Raw genomic sequence first — 19,786 nt, 5'->3', positions numbered from 1 at the left:
TTCCTGATCGTTGATGAATCGGCCATGATTCGGTGATCTTTAATCGAAAAGAGGCGAAATGATGTCAACGCTACCTTCGTTGGGGTTTGCCGGAATCGGCCTGATGGGCCTGCCCATGTGCCGGCGTCTGCTGGCGGCGGGTTACCCGCTGACAGTGTGGAACCGCAACCCGGACAAATGCGCATCGCTGGTTGCGGCCGGCGCCCGCCAGGTATCGAGCCCTGCCGAACTGTGCGCGCACGCCGACATCGTCATGCTGTGTCTGGCCGACACTGCCGTGGTGCGTGAAGTGGTGTTTGGCACTGGCGGTATCGCCGAAGGTGCGAAAAACGGCCAGCTGTTGGTGGATTTCTCCAGTCTTGAACCCACCGCGACTCGCGAGATGGCCGCAGAGCTGGCCGAGAAAACCGGCATGGGCTGGCTTGACTCCCCGGTGTCCGGCGGCGTAGTCGGCGCCGAGGCCGGGAGCCTGGCGATCATGGTCGGTGGTGCAGCGGCAGATCTTCAGCGCGTGCGCCCGGTGCTGCTCAGCCTCGGTCAGCGCGTCACGCACATGGGCGGCGTCGGCGCCGGGCAAGTGACCAAGGCCTGCAACCAGATGATCGTCGCCTGCAATGCGCTGGTGATTGCCGAAGTGGTGGCGTTGGCCGAGCAGGCCGGGGTCGATGCCAGTCTGATCGCCGAGGCGTTGGCCGGTGGGTTTGCCGATTCCAAGCCGTTGCAGATCCTTGCCCCGCAAATGGCCGAGAGCCGTTTCGAACCGATCAAGTGGCACGTGCGCACGCTGCTCAAGGATCTCGACACGGCGGTGAAATTTTCCCGCGAGCAGGGCTCGGCGACGCCAATCAGCGGATTGGCCGCACAGTTGATGCGCCTGCATGGGGCGCAAGGCTTTTTAGCCCAGGATCCAGCGACGCTGGTGCAAATATATCGCGCGCCAGACTCAACGGATTGACCCCGAGGACGGGTTTGCGCTGGTTGATTTCATCGAGCACCGCGCACAGTTCGTCCAGCGGCACCGGGCGGCTGAGCAGATAACCCTGAATGAAGTCGCAGCCCGAACGCTCGAGAAACTCGTATTGCTCCAGGCTCTCGACGCCCTCGGTGACCACCTGCAGGTGCAGCGTGTGGGCCATGACGATGATCGCCTGGACGATCTCCATGTCGGCCGTGGCGGTGGGGATGTCGAGGATGAACGAGCGGTCGATTTTCAGGGTGTTCAGCGGCAGGCGCTTGAGGTAGGCCAGCGACGAGTAGCCGGTGCCGAAATCATCGATCGACAACGACACGCCGAGGGCGCGGATCTGCCGCAACAGCACCAGAGTGTTGGCGATGTTGCCCATCAAGGCGTTTTCGGTGACCTCCAGTTCCAGGCGTTCCGGCGCGACACCGGCGGTGCGCAGCGCGTGCTCGATTTCCTCGGCCAGTTCCTCGCGAGCCAGATTCAGCGGCGAGCAGTTCCAGGCGATTCTCAATTCTGCACAACCATGCCGCGATAGCTCACCGAGGTCCTTGCAGGCGCGGCGCAGCACCCAGTTGTCCAGTTCGGCGATCAAACCGTTGTTCTCGGCGATGCCGATAAAGCGATCCGGTGTGAGCAAACCGTGGACCGGATGCTGCCAGCGAATCAGGGCTTCAAGCTTGGTCACGCGCCCGGTTTTCAGTTCGAAGATCGGCTGGTAGTAGAGCATCAGCGCGTTGTCTTCCCGCAGCGCGCTGCGCAGTTCTTCTTCCAGTTGCAGCTCGAAACTGGCGCGACTCTTGAAGCTGGAATTGAAGAAATGCAGGCCGTTGCGCCCGGCGCCCTTGGATTGGTACAGCGCCAAGTCAGCGTGTTTGAGCAGCTCCTCGCAGGTGGTGCCATCTTCGGGGAACAGACTGATGCCGATGCTGGTGGTCATCACCATGCGCCGGCCGGCCAGTTCGATCGGCTCTTTCATCTTGTGCATGATGCGCTGCGCCATGCCGCGCGCCTCTTCACGGTCGCGCAGGCTGATGAGGATGCAGAATTCGTCGCCGCCGAACCGCGCCACCACATCTTCGTGGCTGCGCACCGAGCTCTTGATGTGTTGGGCGATGACTCTGAGCAGCGCGTCACCGGCGTCATGGCCGAGGCTGTCGTTGATGCGCTTGAAGTGGTCGATGTCGAGAAACATCACCGCGAGCATGCCGCCCTCGCTGGTTTTCTGGCTGAGTTTTTCGGCGAACATCTGGTTGAAACCACGACGGTTGATCAGGTTGGTCAGCGCGTCGTAATTGGCTGCTTGCTGCAGAGACATGCGCGCCTGATCGAGTTGGCTGAGCAGGGCGTTGAGCCGGCGCAGGTCGTTTTCCTTGTTCTGCAGCTTTTTGTCGGCGAGGGCGGCGCTGATCGCACTGCCGAGAATCAACAGGATGATCAGCGCTACGGTCAGGCCCAGTTGCAGATGGCCGGTGTCGCCGCCGCTCGCTGCCAGAGCGCCTTCGGGAAGCACCAGATCCAGCGCAGCCATGCCGGTGAAGTGCATGCTGATGATGCCGGCGCCGAGAATCAGCGCCGCGCTGTACTTGAGCAACTGATGTGCCACGCCGCTGCCTTCACTCAGATAGCGCGCCACCCACAGTGCGGCGAAACTGGCGCCGATGGCAATCAGCACCGACAGCGCGAACAGCTCCGGCTGGTAGTAGGCGGTGGCGCTCGACTTCATCGCGGCCATGCCGACGTAATGCATGCCAGCGATGCCCAAGCCGATGACAAACGCGGTCTTCAGGCAATGCAGCGCGCTCGGCTGCACCTCGCTCAGCGTGTGCATGGCCAGCCACGAGGCGAGCAGGGCGATCAGCAAGGAGAAGAGGGTGATGACGAGGTCGTACTGGATGTCGATTGACGTCTGAAAAGCCAGCATGCTGATGAAATGCATGGCCCAGATGCCGCCAGCCAGGCAGGTCGCGCCGATCCAGCGCCACAGTCGTCGAGACCCCGAATCTTCGGCATGAACCAAGCGTTCGGCCATGTCCAGGGTGGCGAAGCTTGCCGCGCAGGCAACCAGATAGGCCACCATCACCAACAGCGGATTGTGGCTGCAATCGAGCAGAACCTGCCCGCTCTGCGGCAGCTCGGCAACAAACTGCAAACCAAGCCACTCCATAGCATGCCCCGTCTCGGATTCATCTGGCCCGTGCGTCAATCAACGCAGGCGAATGAAAGCAGTATAGAGGCGGTTTTCCGGCTGCAAGCCGTAGTGGCACATTGGTGGTAATGATTTTGCCATTAGCCTCATAGCGATTCGCGCTAAGGCTCAGGCAATGCGCTCCAGCGGCAGGTCGTTCCAGTGTGGCGGCAAGGGTGGCAAGCCGTGGGCGGCGCGGGCCTTGTCGCAGTCGGGGTTGTGCTCGCCGTTCTCCCACGACGCCTCGAACTCGCGGCAGGTGCTCGAACGCTTGTCATAGATCGTACACGCCACAGCGCTGCCGACCTCACCCGCCAATGACGTGCAACGCGTCGGTTTGCGGTCGGTGCCGATCATTGCTACTCGGCTTGGAGTGATCTGCGCAACCAGTTCATCGGGCACCGTCCCGCCAGCGGATGAGCACTCACCCCAGAAAAAAGACACACGAAAATGGGAACAGCAGGCACCGCAATTCAGACACGGACTGGCTTCGGACATGGGCGGGGGTATCAAAGGGATTGATCGGAAGATCCGGACGGATCCGGCGGCCATTCTAGGCTTTGCCATGGCGTTGGGAAGGGGGGCACGAAACTATTTTTTTGTCGCCGGATTTTGCCGCGAAAGCCCCGTATGGCGGGGGATTCCAGAGTTATCAAGGGCTTACGTTTCGTTACAGTGCGATGGGTCGATATCAGGCTGACGAATGATGACAGACAGCCCCCGCGCGGCTGACTAGATTGCAGGTTCCGGGCTCGACGCGCTGGCAGTGAAGCCCTCATAACAATAAAGAGACGGACCCATGCAGAACTCGACCCAAGCGGCGAATGCCTGGCGCATTCTGTTCCTGCTGTTCCTCGCCAACCTGTTCAATTTCTTCGACCGCACCATCCCGGCGATCATCATCGAACCGATCCGCATGGAATGGCATCTCAGCGACTTTCAGCTGGGCATCATCGGCACCGCGTTCACCATCGTCTACGCCGTTGCCGGTCTGCCGCTGGGGCGCATGGCCGACACCGGTTCACGCAGCAAACTGATGGGCTGGGGCCTGGCGACCTGGAGTGCGCTGACTGCGGTCAACGGTATGGTCGGCAGTTTCTGGAGCTTTCTGATCGTGCGCATGGGCATCGGCATCGGCGAAGCCAGTTACGCACCAGCGGCCAATTCGCTGATCGGCGATCTGTTTCCGGCACACCGTCGCGCGCGGGCGATGGGTATTTTCATGCTCGGCCTGCCGCTGGGGCTGCTGCTGGCGTTCTTCACCATCGGCGCGATGGTCAAGGCCTTCGACAGCTGGCGCGCGCCGTTCTTCATCGCTGCCGTGCCGGGGTTGATCCTGGCGATTTTCATGTTCTTCATCAAAGAGCCAAAACGCGGCGCGGCAGAAACCGTGCAGGTCTCGCAGGAGAAAGTCGACCGGCCTATCCGTCGCGTCCTCGCCGTGCCGACCTTCCTGTGGCTGGTGATGGCCGGGCTGTGCTTCAACTTCGCGACCTATGCCTGCAACTCGTTTCTGGTGCCGATGCTGCAGCGCTATTTCCTCATGCCACTGCAGGAGGCGGCGGTGGCGACTGGGGTGATCGTTGGCGTGACGGGATTGGTCGGGCTGACACTCGGCGGCTGGATCGCCGACAAGATTCATCAGCGTTTCGCCAGTGGGCGGCTGTTGTTCGCCGCGTTCAGCCTGATCATATCAACCCTGTGCACGGCGTGGGCGCTGCATGCCGGGCGCATCGAGATCGGTGTGTTCGTCGCGGTATTCAGCGTCGGCTGGCTGTTCGCCTACAACTTTTATACCTGCGTGTACACGGCGATTCAGGACGTCGTCGAACCACGCCTGCGGGCCACGGCGATGGCGTTGTTCTTCGCCGGTCTGTATTTGCTCGGCGGCGGGTTGGGGCCAGTGGTCGTGGGTGGGCTGTCGGATCACTTCGCGCACACGGCGATGCTGTCGGCAGGAGCTGAACAGATGACCGAAGCGTTCAAGGCCGTCGGCCTGCATGACGCGATGTATCTGATCCCGGTGGCGCTGTTTTTGACCATGGTCTTTCTGTTTCTGGCATCGCGGTGTTTTGTGCGGGATGCGCAGCGGATGAAGGAGGGATTGGTGGCGGTGGTTGAGCCAGAAATTTCTGCGGCGACTGCATGATTGCAATCGCTGGCAAGCCAGCTCCCACAGTGACCGAGTCGTACACATAATCTGTAAAACAACCCGGAACCTGTGGGAGCTGGCTTGCCAGCGAAGGGGCCATCAGCATCACCGGATAAACATCAGACAAACAAAAAGGCCCGCATCACTGCGGGCCTCTTGGTTTTCAGCGGTGGAGCGGGGCGGTTAGCCCGCTACCAGCACCCGAATCGCTTCCAGGCGCAGCGCCGCTTTGTCGAGCATCGCCAGACCCTGCTCACGCTGAGTGCGCAACGCCTCCAGTTCGCTGTCGCGCACCGTCGGGTTGACCGCTTGCAACGCGGTCAGGCGCGCCAGTTCTTCATCAGTGTCGGCGGCCAGACGACGGCGCGCTTCGGCTACACGCTCGGCATGACGCGGGGCGATCTTTTCTTCGCCGGCGTTGATCCGAGGCGTCAGCTGATCGCGCTGGGCCTGGATGAACTTGTTGGCGCTGGCCCGTGGCACGCTTTCCAACTGGTCGTTGAGGGTTTCGAAGGACACCCGTGGCGACAGGTCGTTGCCGTTGGCATCGAGCAGGCAGCGCAGCGCCGCCGGCGGCAGGTAGCGACCCAGTTGCAGCGAGCGCGGTGCGACCACTTCGCTGACGTAGAGCAATTCGAGCAACACGGTGCCCGGTTTCAACGCCTTGTTCTTGATCAGCGCGACGGCGGTGTTGCCCATCGAACCGGACAGCACCAGGTCCATGCCGCCCTGCACCATGGGGTGTTCCCAGGTGATGAACTGCATGTCTTCGCGCGACAGCGCCTGATTGCGGTCGTAAGTGATGGTCACCCCTTCGTCGTCGCCCAGCGGGAAACTGGCGTCGAGCATCTTCTCGCTCGGCTTGAGGATCAGGGCGTTTTCCGAGTGGTCTTCGCTGTCGATGCCGAACGCGTCGAACAGGGTTTCCATGTAGATCGGCAGGGCGAACTGATCGTCCTGCTCAAGGATCGCTTCTACCAGCGCTTCACCTTCGCCAGCGCCGCCGGAATTCAATTCCAGCAGACGGTCGCGGCCAGTGTGCAGCTCGGCTTCGAGACGTTCACGCTCGGCGCGTGCTTCGTCGATCAGCGCTTGCCACTCGCCGTCATCGGCTTCTTCGAGCAGCGGCAGCAGGCGCGGGCCGAACTGGTGCTGCAAGGCGTTGCCGGTCGGGCAGGTGTTGAGGAAGGCGTTGAGCGCCTCGTGGTACCACTGGAACAGGCGCTGTTGCGGGCTGGTTTCCAGGTACGGCACGTGCAGTTCGATGATGTGTTTCTGGCCGATCCGGTCGAGACGACCGATGCGCTGCTCGAGCAGGTCCGGGTGCGACGGCAGATCGAACAGCACCAGGTGGTGAGCAAACTGGAAGTTGCGACCTTCACTGCCGATTTCCGAGCAGATCAGCACCTGCGCGCCGAATTCTTCGTCGGCGAAGTAGGCGGCGGCGCGGTCACGCTCGAGGATGTTCATGCCTTCGTGGAACACCGTGGCCGGGATGCCGGAACGCACGCGCAACGCGTCTTCCAGGTCCATCGCGGTTTCGGCGTGGGCGCAGATCACCAGCACTTTGGTGCGCTTGAGCATTTTCAGCTGATCGATCAGCCACTCGACGCGCGGGTCGAATTTCCACCAGCGCTCTTCTTCGCTGGCGTCCGGCTGGGCCTGGAAGCTGACTTCCGGGTACAGCTCGGCGTGTTCGCCCAGCGGCAGTTCGAGGTATTCGTCCGGGCACGGCAGCGGGTATGGATGCAGTTTTCGCTCCGGGAAACCCTGCACAGCGGCGCGGGTGTTGCGGAACAGCACGCGGCCGGTGCCGTGGCGATCAAGCAGTTCACGGACGAGGCGGGCGCTGGCTTCAGTATCGCCATCGTTGACGGCGGTGAGCAGGGCTTCGCCTTCATTGCCGAGGAAACCGTGAATGGTCTTGTGCGCCTCGGCGGAGAGACGGCCCTTGTCGAGCAGTTCCTGCACCGCTTCGGCGACCGGGCGATAGTTATCGCTCTCGGCGCGGAACGCGGCCAGGTCGTGAAAACGGTTCGGGTCGAGCAGGCGCAGACGGGCGAAGTGGCTGTCCTGACCGAGTTGTTCCGGGGTGGCGGTGAGCAGCAGCACGCCGGGGATGACTTCGGCCAGTTGCTCGACCAGCGAGTATTCCGCACTGGCTTTTTCTTCATGCCAGACCAGGTGGTGCGCTTCGTCGACCACCAGCAGGTCCCAACCGGCAGCGAACAAGGCGTCCTGTGCCTTTTCGTCGTCGACCAGCCACTCCAGCGCGACCAGCGCCAGTTGCGTGTCTTCGAACGGGTTGGTGGCATCACTTTCGATGAAGCGTTCTTCGTCGAACAGCGCGACCTGCAGGTTGAAGCGGCGGCGCATCTCCACCAGCCACTGATGCTGGAGGTTTTCCGGAACCAGAATCAGCACGCGGTTGGCGCGGCCCGAAAGCAGTTGGCGATGGATGACCAGACCGGCTTCGATGGTTTTACCCAGCCCCACTTCGTCCGCCAGCAATACCCGTGGGGCGATACGGTCGGCGACTTCGCGGGCGATGTGCAACTGGTGTGCGATCGGCTGCGCGCGCACGCCGCCCAGGCCCCAGAGCGAGGACTGCAACTGGCGGCTGGTGTGTTCAAGGGTGTTGTAGCGCAGGGAGAACCACGACAGCGGGTCGATCTGCCCGGCGAACAGGCGGTCGCTGGCCAGACGGAACTGAATGAAGTTAGACAGCTGGGTTTCCGGCAGGGTGACCACTTCGTTCTGCCCGTTGAGGCCGTGATAGACCATCAGCCCGTCGACATCGTCGACCTGCTGCACGGTCATCTTCCAGCCTTCGAAATGGGTGATGGAGTCGCCCGGCGAGAACCGCACGCGGGTCAGGGGCGCATTCCGTAGCGCGTACTGGCGGGTTTCGCCAGTGGCCGGGTAAAGCACGGTCAGCAAGCGGCCGTCCTGTGCCAGAACGGTGCCTAAACCAAGCTCTGCTTCGCTGTCACTGATCCAGCGTTGCCCCGGTTGATACTGCTGCGCCATGCTGCCTGACTCCCACCTTGAAAAAGCGGGCTATCTTAACGGAATGCGACCCTGAGGGCCAAAGGAATAGGAGCAGCGGCAAGCTTTTAGCTTCGAGCTGCAAGCTGAAGCCGAGGCGTCATGTGTCGCTTTTTTCAAGCGGCAGGGCACCAGTCAGTGTCTACCGGGTCACAAGTTTGCGACAGGCGGCTCAAGGCGCCTGCACCCCAGCCGATAGCCTGCAGACAGGAGACCTTTATATGTTGCCACCGATGCTCCCCTTGAGCGCCGTGCCGATCACTTCCCAGCAGGATCCGATCCGCCAGCGGCCGGACATCCCGCCAGTGGTGCCGGTGCAGGAAAGCTCCAACGAAAGCACGATCGATCTGCAGAAACGTGATCCGGAAGAGGATCGCCTGCTGGCGCGCGAAGAGCAGCGTCGCCAACAGGAGCGTGATCGTCGGCGTCGCGAGGCGGATGAGGATCCTGAAGAGCATTTGGCCGTGCCGGGCACTGAGCTGAACGCTGACAACACCGTACCGGTGGTGCCGTTGATAGACGATCAGCCGCGTCAGGGCTTGTGGGTCGATATCGAGATTTGACCGATGACTGGTCAGCGTCTGCGCCACGCGGCATGATTGGCGCAATCCTGCCGGTGACGGCAGCTCTGATCTCTTTTGCGATGTGCCGGACGCCATGAGCCAAGACGACAAACTGATCGACCTCAGCACTGAACGCGCCAAGCGTGTGCATGACCTCAACGAGAAACGCTTGAACGAAGTGCGCAACGCCTTCGAGCAGGCGATGCCGTTGGGAAAAACCAAGAAAAAGTCGAAGAACAAGCCGAAAAAGCGTTGATCTCCCACTGCATTGGTTGATGCAGGTCAGTTATTTTCCCTCCTTTATTTCTCAACGTTGCGGATATTGATCCTGGTCAATATGTGCGCCTGTGTGTTTGTTAATTTGAATCCATCGCAGCAAAGCAGGGCCAGGAGGCCAGTCATGTTTTTCGATAACGTGGTGTTTGCCGGGGTTCTCACGGTGGGGCTCATGGTGCTGTTTTTTGCAGGGTTTGGATTTTTTATCTGGAAGGATGCGCATAAGCGGCGCAAGTGAGTTCTTCTGGATTTGATGGGCACGCAAGGCATTTTGGGGCGACTTCGGTTGCCCCTTTTTTTTGGCCGTGGCGGCCTGTGGGCCGACCAGGCTGTTTGGGGTTTGGGTGAATATCCGTTGCTTCGGTAGCGGCTGCTGGCGGTTTCGCCCTTACGGCGAGTCACCTTTTTCAAACGCCAAAAAGGTAACCCAAAAGGCTAGCTTCTACGTTCGGCCCTCGCAGGCTCGGGTTCCTTCGCTGCGGGACTGATCCGGGCGCAGCGGCTCCGGTTTGCTTCGCTGCACCTCCTTCCGCTGTGTACGACTGCGTCGTACGGTCGCTGCGCTCCCACGCCCGGATCAATCCCTCCACTCAGCCTTCCGACGTCGCCGGTGGATCAAGATCAAGAGCACTCGAGCTTGCGCTCATTGTTGAGTGGTGAAAAGCGTGTGGTCTGCTTTGGATCTGTGTTGGATTCGCCCCTCACCCCAGCCCTCTCCCGAGGGAGAGGGGGCCGATTTATGTGGTGTTCAAAACCTGCATTCGACTCGGTATCGCAAGTCGGCATATTTCGCCTAAACACCTCGGTCAGTCTCCTCTTCCTCCGGGAGAGGGCTAGGGTGAGGGGCTCTTGATCTGGCTTTTGCTTTGGCTTTTGATCTCTTGCCCCTTCGGCAGACTTCTTACCCCCAATAACAAAAAAGGCGTGATCCTCACGAATCACGCCTTTTCCAATCAACAGCTAACGATCAACTACCCAACGCCTTCGAAGCCAACCAGAACAACCCGGCCGACAGCGCCACGGTCGCCGGCAAGGTCAGTACCCAGGCCAGCAGAATAGTCTTCACCGTGCCACCCTGCAGGCCGCTTTTATTGGCAACCATGGTCCCGGCCACACCCGAAGACAGCACGTGAGTGGTCGACACCGGCAGGCTGAAAATGTTGGCCATGCCGATCAGGCTGGCTGTGGTGATCTGTGCCGACATGCCCTGCGAATAAGTCATGCCTTGCTTGCCGATCTTCTCGCCAATGGTCAGCACCACACGCTTCCAGCCGACCATGGTGCCCAGGCCCAATGCCAGGGCAACCGCCAGAATCACCCAGAACGGGGCGTATTCAGTGGTGGTGGTCAGGTCTTTGCGCAGCTTGTCGAGGTCAGCCTTTTCACGGGCTTCCAGGCCTGGCAGCTTGCCGACTTTCTTCGCCGTGTCGTCCAGGCAGAGCAGGTAGCGACGCACTTCGATGCGGCTGTCCGACGACAGCGAATGGTAGTCCGCTACACCTTTAAGGGTGTGCAGCAGGGCGGTGATGGTCGGTTCGGTCTGCTGCGGGTTGCAGCGGAATTTCTCCGGCAGGTCGCCTTCCACGCTCTTGCCCAAGGCCAGGAATTCACCCAGCGAATCGGCGTTGCGCTGGTAGAACTGGCTCAGGTGCAAGGTTGCGTCGCGGGTGCGTTCGATCTGGTAGGTGGTGCTGTTCAGGTCGAGCACGAACTGCGCCGGGACGATGCCGATCAGCACCAGCATGATCAGGCCGATGCCTTTCTGACCGTCGTTGGAACCGTGCACGAAGCTCACGGCCATGGCCGAGATCACCAGGACCAGACGGTTCCAGAACGGTGGGTGCTTTTTGTCGTCGATCTTGCGGCGCTGTTCCGGCGTCTTGTGCATCTTCGACAGCGGGCGCCACCATTTCAGGCCGATCAGCACCAGTGCGGCGATGAGGAAGCCGGCCATCGGCGAGAACACCAGCGAGGCGCCGATGTCGATCGCTTTCTGCCAGTTCACGCCATCTCTCAACGGGATGTCGTTGATCAGCGCGTTGGCCAGGCCGACACCGAGGATCGAGCCGATCAGGGTGTGCGAGCTGGAAGCCGGGATACCGAAGTACCAGGTGCCCAAATTCCAGGCGATTGCCGCGGCGAGCAACGAGAACACCATCGCCAGGCCATGGCCGGTGTTCACATTGATCAGCAGCTCAACCGGCAGCAAGTGGACGATGGCATACGCCACCCCAACCCCGCCCAGCAGCACGCCGAGGAAATTGAACACACCGGAAAAGAACACCGCCAGGTGTGGCGGCATGGCTTTGGTGTAGATAACAGTGGCTACCGCGTTAGCGGTGTCATGAAATCCATTGATGAACTCGAAGGCGAGGACAAACGTCAGGGCGAGCAAGAGGCTCACAAGCACCCAAGCATCCAGTCCGCTGAATAAATCGATCATGAAGGTTTTCTGACCCGGTCGTAAGGGGGCGCGATTATGCCAGAAAAGACAGGAAATCGATGCCCCGTCTGCTCATTGGTCACAGGCATCTGCGATCTAATTTGTTGCAGGGCGTGAAAACCAAGCGCTGCGCAGGGTTTTTCAACTAATTGATTTTAATGAAGAAATTGGATTTTTAAGGCAAATTTTCCGACGCCGCATAGTCTCAAACGTTTGTCTGAAATATCTCTGAAACCTGTGGGACGCTCGTTCACAAGCCGCAAAACAGTGATGCAGCCGCTGCCCGCGGATAGCGGGCGCGCGAGGTGTCGTCTTGCCACCGCGCTGTGGCCGAGGTGGACGCCGACTATCGAATGCTCAACCGCCGTGGCTCATGGCTCTTCGGCTTTGAGTTCCTTTTCGATCTTTTCGATTTCCTGCTTGAACACCTGATCCTGAACGGTTGGGCGCTTGCGCCATGCCTTGCGTTCCGGTTCCGGCTGAGCGGCGTAGGTGGTGACTTCCCCGCCGTAAACTTCCTTGTAACGTTGTTCCTGGCGCTCTAGTTCCGCGCGCAGTTCGTCTTTTGTCACGGTGCTACCTGTATGAGTTGAATTGAATATCCGGTGAAACACACTGCAACGAGTCAATTGCGCGCCCCCGCCAGTCATCCACAGCCCGATCAGGCGCGGAGACATTGAAGAGGCAATCAAGACTTCCGTGTTACAGGCGGCTACGGCACCAGATAAAAACTGACGCAGCATCAGTTTCCTGTTTCAGCGAGCGCTGGCGTTGCATGTGTGATGGGCGCCGGGCGCTGGCCGGAGCTGAGACGAAGGACCTCGTTTCAGCAAGTCGCAGGCTTTTGATTAAAGCGCCGCGATTAGGGTGCATTATAGCGGCCGATTCGGGAATGACTATCTTTGCCAAGTTAAAAACGGTTCTGAATGTGTGATGGTTTTGTTGCTGGCAACTTTTGCCGCTAGTTAAGTGTAAAGACAGCGTTATAGAACAGGCGTTCTGTTTTTGGCGCCATTAACTGGAACAACTAAGTTGCGAGCAGAATCGCTAAAGCGGCCTCAAGGATGAAGAGGAGGGCAGGGGGTCTGGATTGCGATTATCGGTCGGCGGTTCGATAATCGCCCAATGTTGGCGCCCCGGTGCTTGTGCATCGCGCGGCGAGCCGTTTGACTAGGCATCGATGCGTGCCGGACAAGGACAAGAAATGAACGATCAAATGCGCAACTCCTTCACGTCGGTGGCGCCGCCCATCGTCGCCTCGCCGGCCAAGCGCATTCAGGCGCTGACTGGTGATCCGGATTTCATGACCTCGCTGGCCCGAGGCCTGGCGGTGGTGCAGGCGTTTCAGGAACGCAAACGCCACCTGACCATCGCGCAGATCAGTCATCGCACGGAAATCCCCCGAGCCGCCGTGCGCCGTTGCCTGCATACGCTGATCAAGCTCGGCTACGCCACCACTGACGGCCGCACCTATTCGCTGCTGCCGAAAGTGCTGACCCTCGGCCATGCCTATTTGTCCTCGACACCGCTGGCCGTATCCGCCCAACCGTATCTGGACCGCATGAGCGAGCAGCTGCACGAAGCCTGCAACATGGCGACGCTGGAGGGCGATGACATTCTCTATATCGCGCGTTCGGCGACCACTCAAAGATTGATCTCGGTCGACCTTTCGGTCGGCGGGCGTCTCCCTGCCTATTGCACGTCGATGGGACGCATTCTGTTGGCGGCGCTGGACGACACCTCCCTGGGCGAATACCTCGACCACGCCGAACTGGTGGCCAAGACCAGCCGCACCATTCATACCCCGGACGCGTTGCTCGAATGTTTGCAGCAGGTGCGGCAGCAGGGCTGGTGCATTGTCGATCAGGAACTGGAACAGGGGCTGCGCTCGATCGCCGTGCCGGTGTACGACGCCTCCGGGCAAGTGGTGGCAGCGCTGAATGTCAGCACCCACGCCGGGCGGGTCAGCCGCGCCGAGCTGGAGCAGCGCTTCTTGCCCGGCCTGCTCAGCGCCAGTCGCGACCTCAGCGCGCAGCTGTTCGCCTGAGGAAGCTGTTCGATAAACGCACAGTGTTGCGTTTATCGAATTGACGCTAAAACCCTCGGATCATTAATGTCGCGGCAGCGTCATCCGGCGCTGATGTGAATGAGCTCGCCGGACTGTCGACCCCATAATAATGACAAGAGGCAATTCACCATGCGCTCGCTTCCCGACTGTCTGTATCTCACCCGTTGTTGCCGGGTTCACCGCAACGCCTGATTACAACCTTCTATTCTTGTGACCGTGCCGTGCTTTGGCCGGCCGCCGTTCGACTGCGTTTTTTGCGTGGAATAAAAATAATGAACCAGCCTCAGTCCGCTGTGGGTAACTGCCTCGATGTGCAGACCTTCATCAACGCTCATCCGATCTCGCGCTATCAGTGGCGGGTGGTGATCCTGTGTTTCCTGATCGTATTTCTCGACGGCCTCGACACCGCCGCCATGGGCTTCATCGCCCCGGCGCTGTCGCAAGACTGGGGCATCGACCGCGCCAGCCTCGGCCCGGTAATGAGTGCTGCGCTGATCGGCATGGTCTTCGGCGCGCTCGGCTCCGGCCCTCTGGCTGATCGCTTCGGGCGCAAAGTCGTGCTCGTCGGTGCGGTGATTCTGTTCGGCGGCTTCAGCCTGGCCTCGGCGTACAGCACCAACGTTGAACAGCTGCTGGTGTTGCGCTTTCTGACCGGCCTCGGTCTCGGCGCGGGCATGCCCAACGCCACAACGCTGCTCTCGGAATACACCCCGGAGCGCAAGAAGTCGCTGCTGGTGACCAGCATGTTCTGCGGCTTCAACCTCGGCATGGCCGGCGGCGGCTTCATCTCGGCAAAACTGATCCCGGCGTTCGGCTGGCACGCGTTGCTGATGATTGGCGGGATCCTGCCACTGATCCTCGCCGTGGTGCTGCTGTTCTGGCTGCCGGAATCGGCGCGCTACCTGGTGGTGCGCAACCGAGGCACCGACAAAGTACGCAAGACCCTCGCGCCGATCGACCCGGTTGCCGTCGCCCAGGCGTCGAGCTTCAGCGTGCCGGAACAGAAAACCGTGAAGGCGCGCAATGTCTTCGCGGTGATTTTCTCCGGCACTTACAGCACCGGCACCTTGCTGCTGTGGCTGACCTATTTCATGGGCCTGGTGATTGTGTACCTGCTGACCAGTTGGCTGCCGACGCTGATGCGCGACAGCGGCGCGAGCATGGAGCAGGCCGCGTTCATCGGTGCGTTGTTCCAGTTTGGCGGCGTGTTGAGCGCGGTCGGGGTGGGCTGGGCGATGGATCGCTTCAATCCGCACAAGGTCATCGGCATTTTCTACCTGCTGGCCGGGGTGTTTGCCTACGCGGTGGGGCAGAGCCTGGGCAACATTACCTTGCTGGCGACGCTGGTACTGGTGGCGGGCATGTGCGTTAACGGCGCGCAATCGGCGATGCCGTCATTGGCAGCACGCTTCTACCCGACTCAAGGTCGCGCGACCGGTGTGTCGTGGATGCTCGGCATCGGCCGCTTTGGCGCGATCCTCGGCGCTTGGATGGGCGCAACCTTGCTTGGTCTGGGCTGGAATTTCGAGCAGGTGCTGACGGCGCTGGTGATCCCGGCAGGGTTGGCGACGGCGGCGGTGCTGATCAAGGGCATGGTCAGTCATGCGGATGCGACCTGAGGCAGACCCATGATCGTTCCCACGCGGAGCGTGGGAACGATCATTAGGGAAGCAACAATCCGTTCGATAAACGAACACTCAGTCGATTATCGGATTGTTTGGCGAATTTCCCGAGCTTAATCTTCAGTGACTCCGGCGCTGAACCTCGCGCCTTTTTATCACTGGCGATTCCTTACAAGAACAGGAGCCCGCTCCATGGCTGAGATCCTTTCGCTGCACGACGCGGTGAAGCAATTCGTCAACGACGGCGATGCCGTCGCCCTTGAAGGCTTCACTCACCTGATCCCTACGGCAGCGGGTCATGAAATCATTCGTCAAGGCAAGAAAGATCTGACGCTGGTGCGGATGACGCCTGACCTGATCTACGACCAACTGATCGGCGCCGGATGTGCGCGCAAACTGATTTTCTCCTGGGGCGGCAACCCGGGTGTGGGCTCGCTGCACCGTTTGCGTGACGCGGTCGAAAAGCAGTGGCCGCACGCGCTGGAAATTGAAGAACACAGCCACGCCGACCTTGCCAACGCTTACGTCGCTGGCGCATCCGGCCTGCCGTTCGCGGTGCTGCGTGCCTACGCCGGCTCCGACCTGCCGAAGGTCAATCCGCTGATCAAAACCGTGACCTGTCCGTTCACCGGCGAAGTGTTAGCGGCAGTGCCATCGGTACGCCCGGACGTCACCGTGATTCACGCGCAGAAAGCCGACCGCAAAGGCAACGTGTTGCTCTGGGGCATTCTCGGCGTGCAGAAAGAAGCGGCGCTGGCGGCCAAGCGCTGCATCGTCACCGTGGAAGAAATCGTCGACGACCTCAATGCACCGATGAACGCTTGCGTACTGCCGACCTGGGCCTTGAGCGCGGTCTGCCATGTGCCGGGTGGCGCGCATCCGTCCTACGCTCACGGTTACACCGAGCGTGACAATCGTTTCTATCAGGCGTGGGACCCGATCGCTCGCGACCGTGAGACGTTTACCGCGTGGATCAACGAATACATCCATGGCTGCGCTGATTTCAGCGAATTCCAGGCCAAATTGGCCGCTGCTTCGGAGGCCAAGTAATGACTTACACCACCAATGAAATGATGACCGTCGCGGCGGCCCGGCGCCTGAAGAACGGCTCGGTATGCTTCGTCGGCATCGGCCTGCCCTCGAAAGCCGCCAACCTTGCGCGCCTGACTTCATCGCCGGACGTAGTACTGATTTACGAATCCGGCCCGATTGGCGCCAAGCCGAGCGTGCTGCCGCTGTCCATCGGTGACGGTGAGCTGGCCGAGACCGCCGACACGGTGGTGCCGACCGGTGAGATTTTTCGCTATTGGTTGCAGGGCGGGCGCATCGACGTCGGTTTCCTCGGCGCCGCGCAGGTCGACCGTTTCGGCAACATCAACACCACCGTGGTCGGCGACTACCACGCGCCGAAAGTGCGTCTGCCGGGTGCCGGTGGCGCACCGGAGATTGCCGGTTCGGCGAAAAGCGTGCTGATCATCCTTAAACAGTCGGCGCGGTCGTTTGTCGACAAACTCGATTTCATCACCTCGGTCGGTCATGGCGAGGGTGGCGATTCGCGTAAACGTCTGGGCCTGCCGGGCGCCGGGCCGGTGGGGATCATCACCGACCTGTGCATCATGGAACCGGAGGAGGGCACCCACGAATTTGTGGTCACCGCGCTGCATCCGGGCGTGACCCGCGAGCAAGTGGTTGCCGCCACCGGTTGGGCGATCCGTTTTGCAGACTCCGTTGCAACCACCGCTGAGCCGACCGAAGTCGAGCTGACCGCGCTGCGTGATCTGGAAGCGCGCACCGCCGCCGCCCACGGTCAGGCGCCGGGAGAAGCATGATGCGTGACGTGTATATCTGCGATGCGATTCGCACCCCTATCGGCCGTTTCGGCGGCGCACTGTCCGCCGTCCGCGCCGATGACCTTGCCGCCGTGCCGATCAAAGCCCTGATGGAGCGCAATCCTTCGGTGGACTGGAGCGCCGTCGATGAGGTGTTCCTCGGCTGCGCCAACCAGGCCGGCGAAGACAACCGCAACGTTGCGCGCATGGCATTGCTGCTCGCCGGCCTGCCGGACAGCGTGCCGGGCGTTACGCTCAACCGCCTCTGCGCTTCAGGCATGGACGCGATCGGCACCGCATTCCGTGCGATTGCCAGCGGCGAGATGGAGCTGGCGATTGCCGGCGGCGTCGAGTCGATGTCCCGCGCGCCATTCGTGATGGGCAAGGCCGACGCGGCGTTCTCGCGCAACATGAAACTGGAAGACACCACCATCGGCTGGCGTTTCATCAACCCGCTGATGAAGGCGCAGTACGGCGTCGATGCCATGCCGCAGACCGCTGATAACGTCGCCGACGACTATAAAGTCTCGCGCGCAGATCAGGACGCCTTTGCCTTGCGCAGTCAGCAACGTACCGCCGCCGCTCAAGCCGCCGGATACTTCGCTGAAGAAATCGTCGAAGTGCGCATCGCCCACAAAAAGGGCGAAACCGTGGTCAGCGAGGACGAACATCCGCGCGCCGACACCACCATTGAAGCGCTGGCCAAACTGAAACCGGTCAACGGCGCGGACAAAACCGTTACTGCCGGCAATGCCTCCGGGGTCAACGATGGTGCTGCTGCGCTGATTCTGGCGTCAGCCGAAGCGGTGAAAAAACACGGCCTGACCGCCCGCGCAAAAGTGCTCGGCATGGCCAGCGCCGGTGTCGCGCCACGGGTGATGGGCATCGGCCCGGTGCCAGCGGTGCGCAAACTGACCGAGCGCCTCGGCGTCGCGGTCAGCGATTTCGACGTGATCGAACTCAACGAAGCGTTTGCCAGCCAGGGTCTGGCGGTGCTGCGCGAACTGGGGCTGGCGGATGACGCGCCGCAGGTCAACCCGAATGGCGGCGCGATTGCCCTCGGTCACCCATTGGGCATGAGCGGTGCGCGGCTGGTGCTGACTGCCCTGCATCATCTGGAAAAGACTGGCGGCAAGAAAGGTCTGGCGACCATGTGCGTCGGTGTTGGCCAGGGTCTGGCCCTGGCCATCGAACGTGTCTGACGCGCTGCGGCACTTACAAGAACTGAGGAAAGCGAAATGACTGACAAGCCTGGTTACCGTCGCCCACAGACAGGCACTCAGCCTGACTACCTGCACCCGACGTATCAATCCACCAACCTGCGCTCGCCGTCCAAGCCTTTGGTGTACCTGCCCCATTCACTTTCGGAAATCACCGGGCCGACCATCGGTGCCGAGCATGTTGCCGAAAAGGACAATGACCTCACCGCACAGCACGACGGCGAGCCGTTGGGCGAGCGCATCATCATTCACGGCCGCGTGCTCGACGAGGACGGTCTGCCGGTACCGGGGATTCTGGTGGAGATCTGGCAGGCCAACGCCGCCGGCCGCTATAACCACACCCGCGACCTGCACGACGCGCCGCTGGACCCGAACTTTACCGGCACCGGTCGCACCGTCACCGATGCCGATGGCTGGTACCAGTTCCAGACCATCAAGCCCGGCGCCTATCCGTGGGGCAACCACCACAACGCCTGGCGCCCGGCGCATATCCATTTTTCCCTGTTCGGGCCGAGCATCCTTACGCGTCTGGTCACGCAAATGTACTTCCCCGGTGATCCGCTGCTGGCGTACGACCCGATCTACAACTGCGTGCCGGACACTTCGGCCAAGGAACGCTTGATCGCCAGTTTCGATCTGGAAAAAACCATTCCGTCCTACGCCCTCGGTTACCGCTGGGACATCGTGCTGCGCGGCCGTGAAGCCACGCCGATGGAGAAATAAGATGACGCTCTATGCGACCACGTCCCACACCGTCGGGCCGTATTACCACATCGGCCTGACCTGGCTGAACCGCGAAACCCTGGCCAACGAACTGACCCTCGGCGAGCGCGTGGCGATCACCGGCCAGGTGGTGGACGGCAATGGCGATGTCGTCAACGACGCCATGCTCGAAGTCTGGCAGGCCAACGCCGCCGGCAAGTACGACCACCCGGAAGACCATCAGGACAAGCCGCTGGATCCGAATTTCGAAGGTTTCGGTCGGGTACCAGTGGACGCCGAAGGGCGCTTCCGTTTCACCACGATCAAACCCGGCACCGTGCCAGGGTTGAAAGGCTCGACTCAGGCGCCGCATCTGGTGGTGCTGGTGTTTGCCCGAGGGTTGGTGAAGCACTTGCTGACGCGGATTTATTTCGAGGGCGAACCGGCAAACGTTGCTGACCCGTTGCTCGATTGTGTGCCGGCGGAGCGTCGCCAGACGTTGCTGGCCAAGGCGGATGCGTCGGGTGTGTACCAGTGGAATGTAGTTCTGCAGGGCACCGATGCCGAGACGGTGTTCTTCGATTATTGAGAGAACACCCCAAATCCCCTGCAGGACAGATTCCCTGTGGTGAGGGGATTTATCCCCGCTGGGCTGCGAAGCAGCCCCAAAAACCAGTCGGCGCGGTATTCAGATGAACCGCGTGTATCTGATTT

Annotated in this window: 17 protein-coding genes; 12 read left to right on the top strand and 5 right to left on the bottom strand. The window is 61.0% G+C overall.

What is annotated here, in order from left to right; genetic code table 11:
• The first annotated feature begins 58 nt into the window (after positions 1-58).
• A complete protein-coding gene (locus tag ACMYUN_RS08275) occupies positions 59-955 on the top strand; it encodes an NAD(P)-dependent oxidoreductase (protein WP_415763442.1) in 897 nt (298 codons plus the stop codon).
• Here the strand turns inward: ACMYUN_RS08275 and ACMYUN_RS08270 are convergent.
• A complete protein-coding gene (locus ACMYUN_RS08270) occupies positions 846-3,128 on the bottom strand; it encodes a putative bifunctional diguanylate cyclase/phosphodiesterase (RefSeq protein ID WP_415763441.1) in 2,283 nt (760 codons plus the stop codon). The two genes, ACMYUN_RS08275 and ACMYUN_RS08270, sit on opposite strands and share 110 nt — an antisense overlap.
• Positions 3,129-3,278: 150 nt before the next feature.
• Entirely contained in the window at positions 3,279-3,647 is a 369-nt protein-coding gene (locus tag ACMYUN_RS08265; RefSeq protein ID WP_016771350.1) for a YkgJ family cysteine cluster protein, read from the bottom strand.
• 301 nt (positions 3,648-3,948) lie between these two features.
• Between ACMYUN_RS08265 and ACMYUN_RS08260 the strand changes: the two genes are divergently transcribed.
• Complete coding sequence (locus ACMYUN_RS08260) at positions 3,949-5,298, top strand: spinster family MFS transporter (RefSeq protein ID WP_310406881.1); 1,350 nt, start codon at positions 3,949-3,951, stop codon at positions 5,296-5,298.
• 186 nt (positions 5,299-5,484) lie between these two features.
• On the opposite strand, the gene rapA is transcribed toward ACMYUN_RS08260, so the two are convergent.
• Positions 5,485-8,331: an RNA polymerase-associated protein RapA gene (gene rapA, locus ACMYUN_RS08255; protein ID WP_415763440.1), complete on the bottom strand. Its 2,847-nt coding sequence runs from the start codon at positions 8,329-8,331 to the stop codon at positions 5,485-5,487.
• Positions 8,332-8,570: 239 nt separating this feature from the next.
• Between rapA and ACMYUN_RS08250 the strand changes: the two genes are divergently transcribed.
• The 3 genes from ACMYUN_RS08250 to ccoM all read left to right on the top strand — a co-directional run bounded on the left by ACMYUN_RS08250 (position 8,571) and on the right by ccoM (position 9,426).
• Positions 8,571-8,912, top strand: a complete 342-nt coding sequence (locus tag ACMYUN_RS08250; protein WP_024011931.1) for a hypothetical protein — start codon at positions 8,571-8,573, stop codon at positions 8,910-8,912.
• Between the two features lie 94 nt (positions 8,913-9,006).
• The gene (locus tag ACMYUN_RS08245; protein ID WP_165368411.1) at positions 9,007-9,168 is read left to right on the top strand and encodes a hypothetical protein; all 162 of its coding nucleotides are present in this window, start codon (positions 9,007-9,009) and stop codon (positions 9,166-9,168) included.
• 144 nt (positions 9,169-9,312) lie between these two features.
• Positions 9,313-9,426 (top strand): cytochrome c oxidase subunit CcoM, encoded by a 114-nt coding sequence (ccoM, locus tag ACMYUN_RS08240; protein ID WP_016771346.1) that lies wholly within the window; start codon positions 9,313-9,315, stop codon positions 9,424-9,426.
• A 729-nt stretch (positions 9,427-10,155) separates the two neighbouring features.
• Here the strand turns inward: ccoM and ACMYUN_RS08235 are convergent.
• Positions 10,156-11,631 carry an inorganic phosphate transporter gene (locus tag ACMYUN_RS08235; protein ID WP_016771345.1) on the bottom strand — a complete coding sequence of 492 codons (1,476 nt, stop codon included), beginning with the start codon at positions 11,629-11,631 and terminating at the stop codon, positions 10,156-10,158.
• A 371-nt stretch (positions 11,632-12,002) separates the two neighbouring features.
• Entirely contained in the window at positions 12,003-12,203 is a 201-nt protein-coding gene (locus ACMYUN_RS08230) for a hypothetical protein (RefSeq protein ID WP_008080067.1), read from the bottom strand.
• 632 nt (positions 12,204-12,835) lie between these two features.
• Between ACMYUN_RS08230 and pcaR the strand changes: the two genes are divergently transcribed.
• From pcaR to pcaG, 7 genes are all read left to right on the top strand, one after another.
• Positions 12,836-13,678: a pca regulon transcriptional regulator PcaR gene (gene pcaR, locus ACMYUN_RS08225; protein ID WP_016771343.1), complete on the top strand. Its 843-nt coding sequence runs from the start codon at positions 12,836-12,838 to the stop codon at positions 13,676-13,678.
• A gap of 293 nt (positions 13,679-13,971) precedes the next feature.
• The gene (locus tag ACMYUN_RS08220; protein WP_415763439.1) at positions 13,972-15,318 is read left to right on the top strand and encodes an MFS transporter; all 1,347 of its coding nucleotides are present in this window, start codon (positions 13,972-13,974) and stop codon (positions 15,316-15,318) included.
• Positions 15,319-15,513: 195 nt separating this feature from the next.
• Positions 15,514-16,371, top strand: coding sequence for a CoA transferase subunit A (locus tag ACMYUN_RS08215; RefSeq protein WP_039762658.1), 858 nt, complete (start codon positions 15,514-15,516; stop codon positions 16,369-16,371).
• A complete protein-coding gene (locus ACMYUN_RS08210) occupies positions 16,371-17,150 on the top strand; it encodes a CoA-transferase subunit beta (protein WP_039762659.1) in 780 nt (259 codons plus the stop codon). Before ACMYUN_RS08215 ends, ACMYUN_RS08210 begins: the two co-directional genes overlap by 1 nt.
• Positions 17,147-18,352, top strand: coding sequence for a 3-oxoadipyl-CoA thiolase (gene pcaF / locus ACMYUN_RS08205; protein WP_415763438.1), 1,206 nt, complete (start codon positions 17,147-17,149; stop codon positions 18,350-18,352). Before ACMYUN_RS08210 ends, pcaF begins: the two co-directional genes overlap by 4 nt.
• A 36-nt stretch (positions 18,353-18,388) precedes the next feature.
• Complete coding sequence (gene pcaH, locus ACMYUN_RS08200; RefSeq protein ID WP_415763437.1) at positions 18,389-19,093, top strand: protocatechuate 3,4-dioxygenase subunit beta; 705 nt, start codon at positions 18,389-18,391, stop codon at positions 19,091-19,093.
• 1 nt (position 19,094) lies between these two features.
• A complete protein-coding gene (gene pcaG / locus ACMYUN_RS08195; protein WP_415763436.1) occupies positions 19,095-19,661 on the top strand; it encodes a protocatechuate 3,4-dioxygenase subunit alpha in 567 nt (188 codons plus the stop codon).
• The last annotated feature ends 125 nt before the right edge of the window (positions 19,662-19,786 follow it).

The sequence above is a fragment of the Pseudomonas sp. CP4 genome (genome assembly GCF_047758505.1).
Lineage (GTDB): Bacteria > Pseudomonadota > Gammaproteobacteria > Pseudomonadales > Pseudomonadaceae > Aquipseudomonas > Aquipseudomonas fluorescens_AO.
Note: the sequence above shows the minus strand (reverse complement) of the source record. Positions and strands in the feature narration are given on the sequence as shown.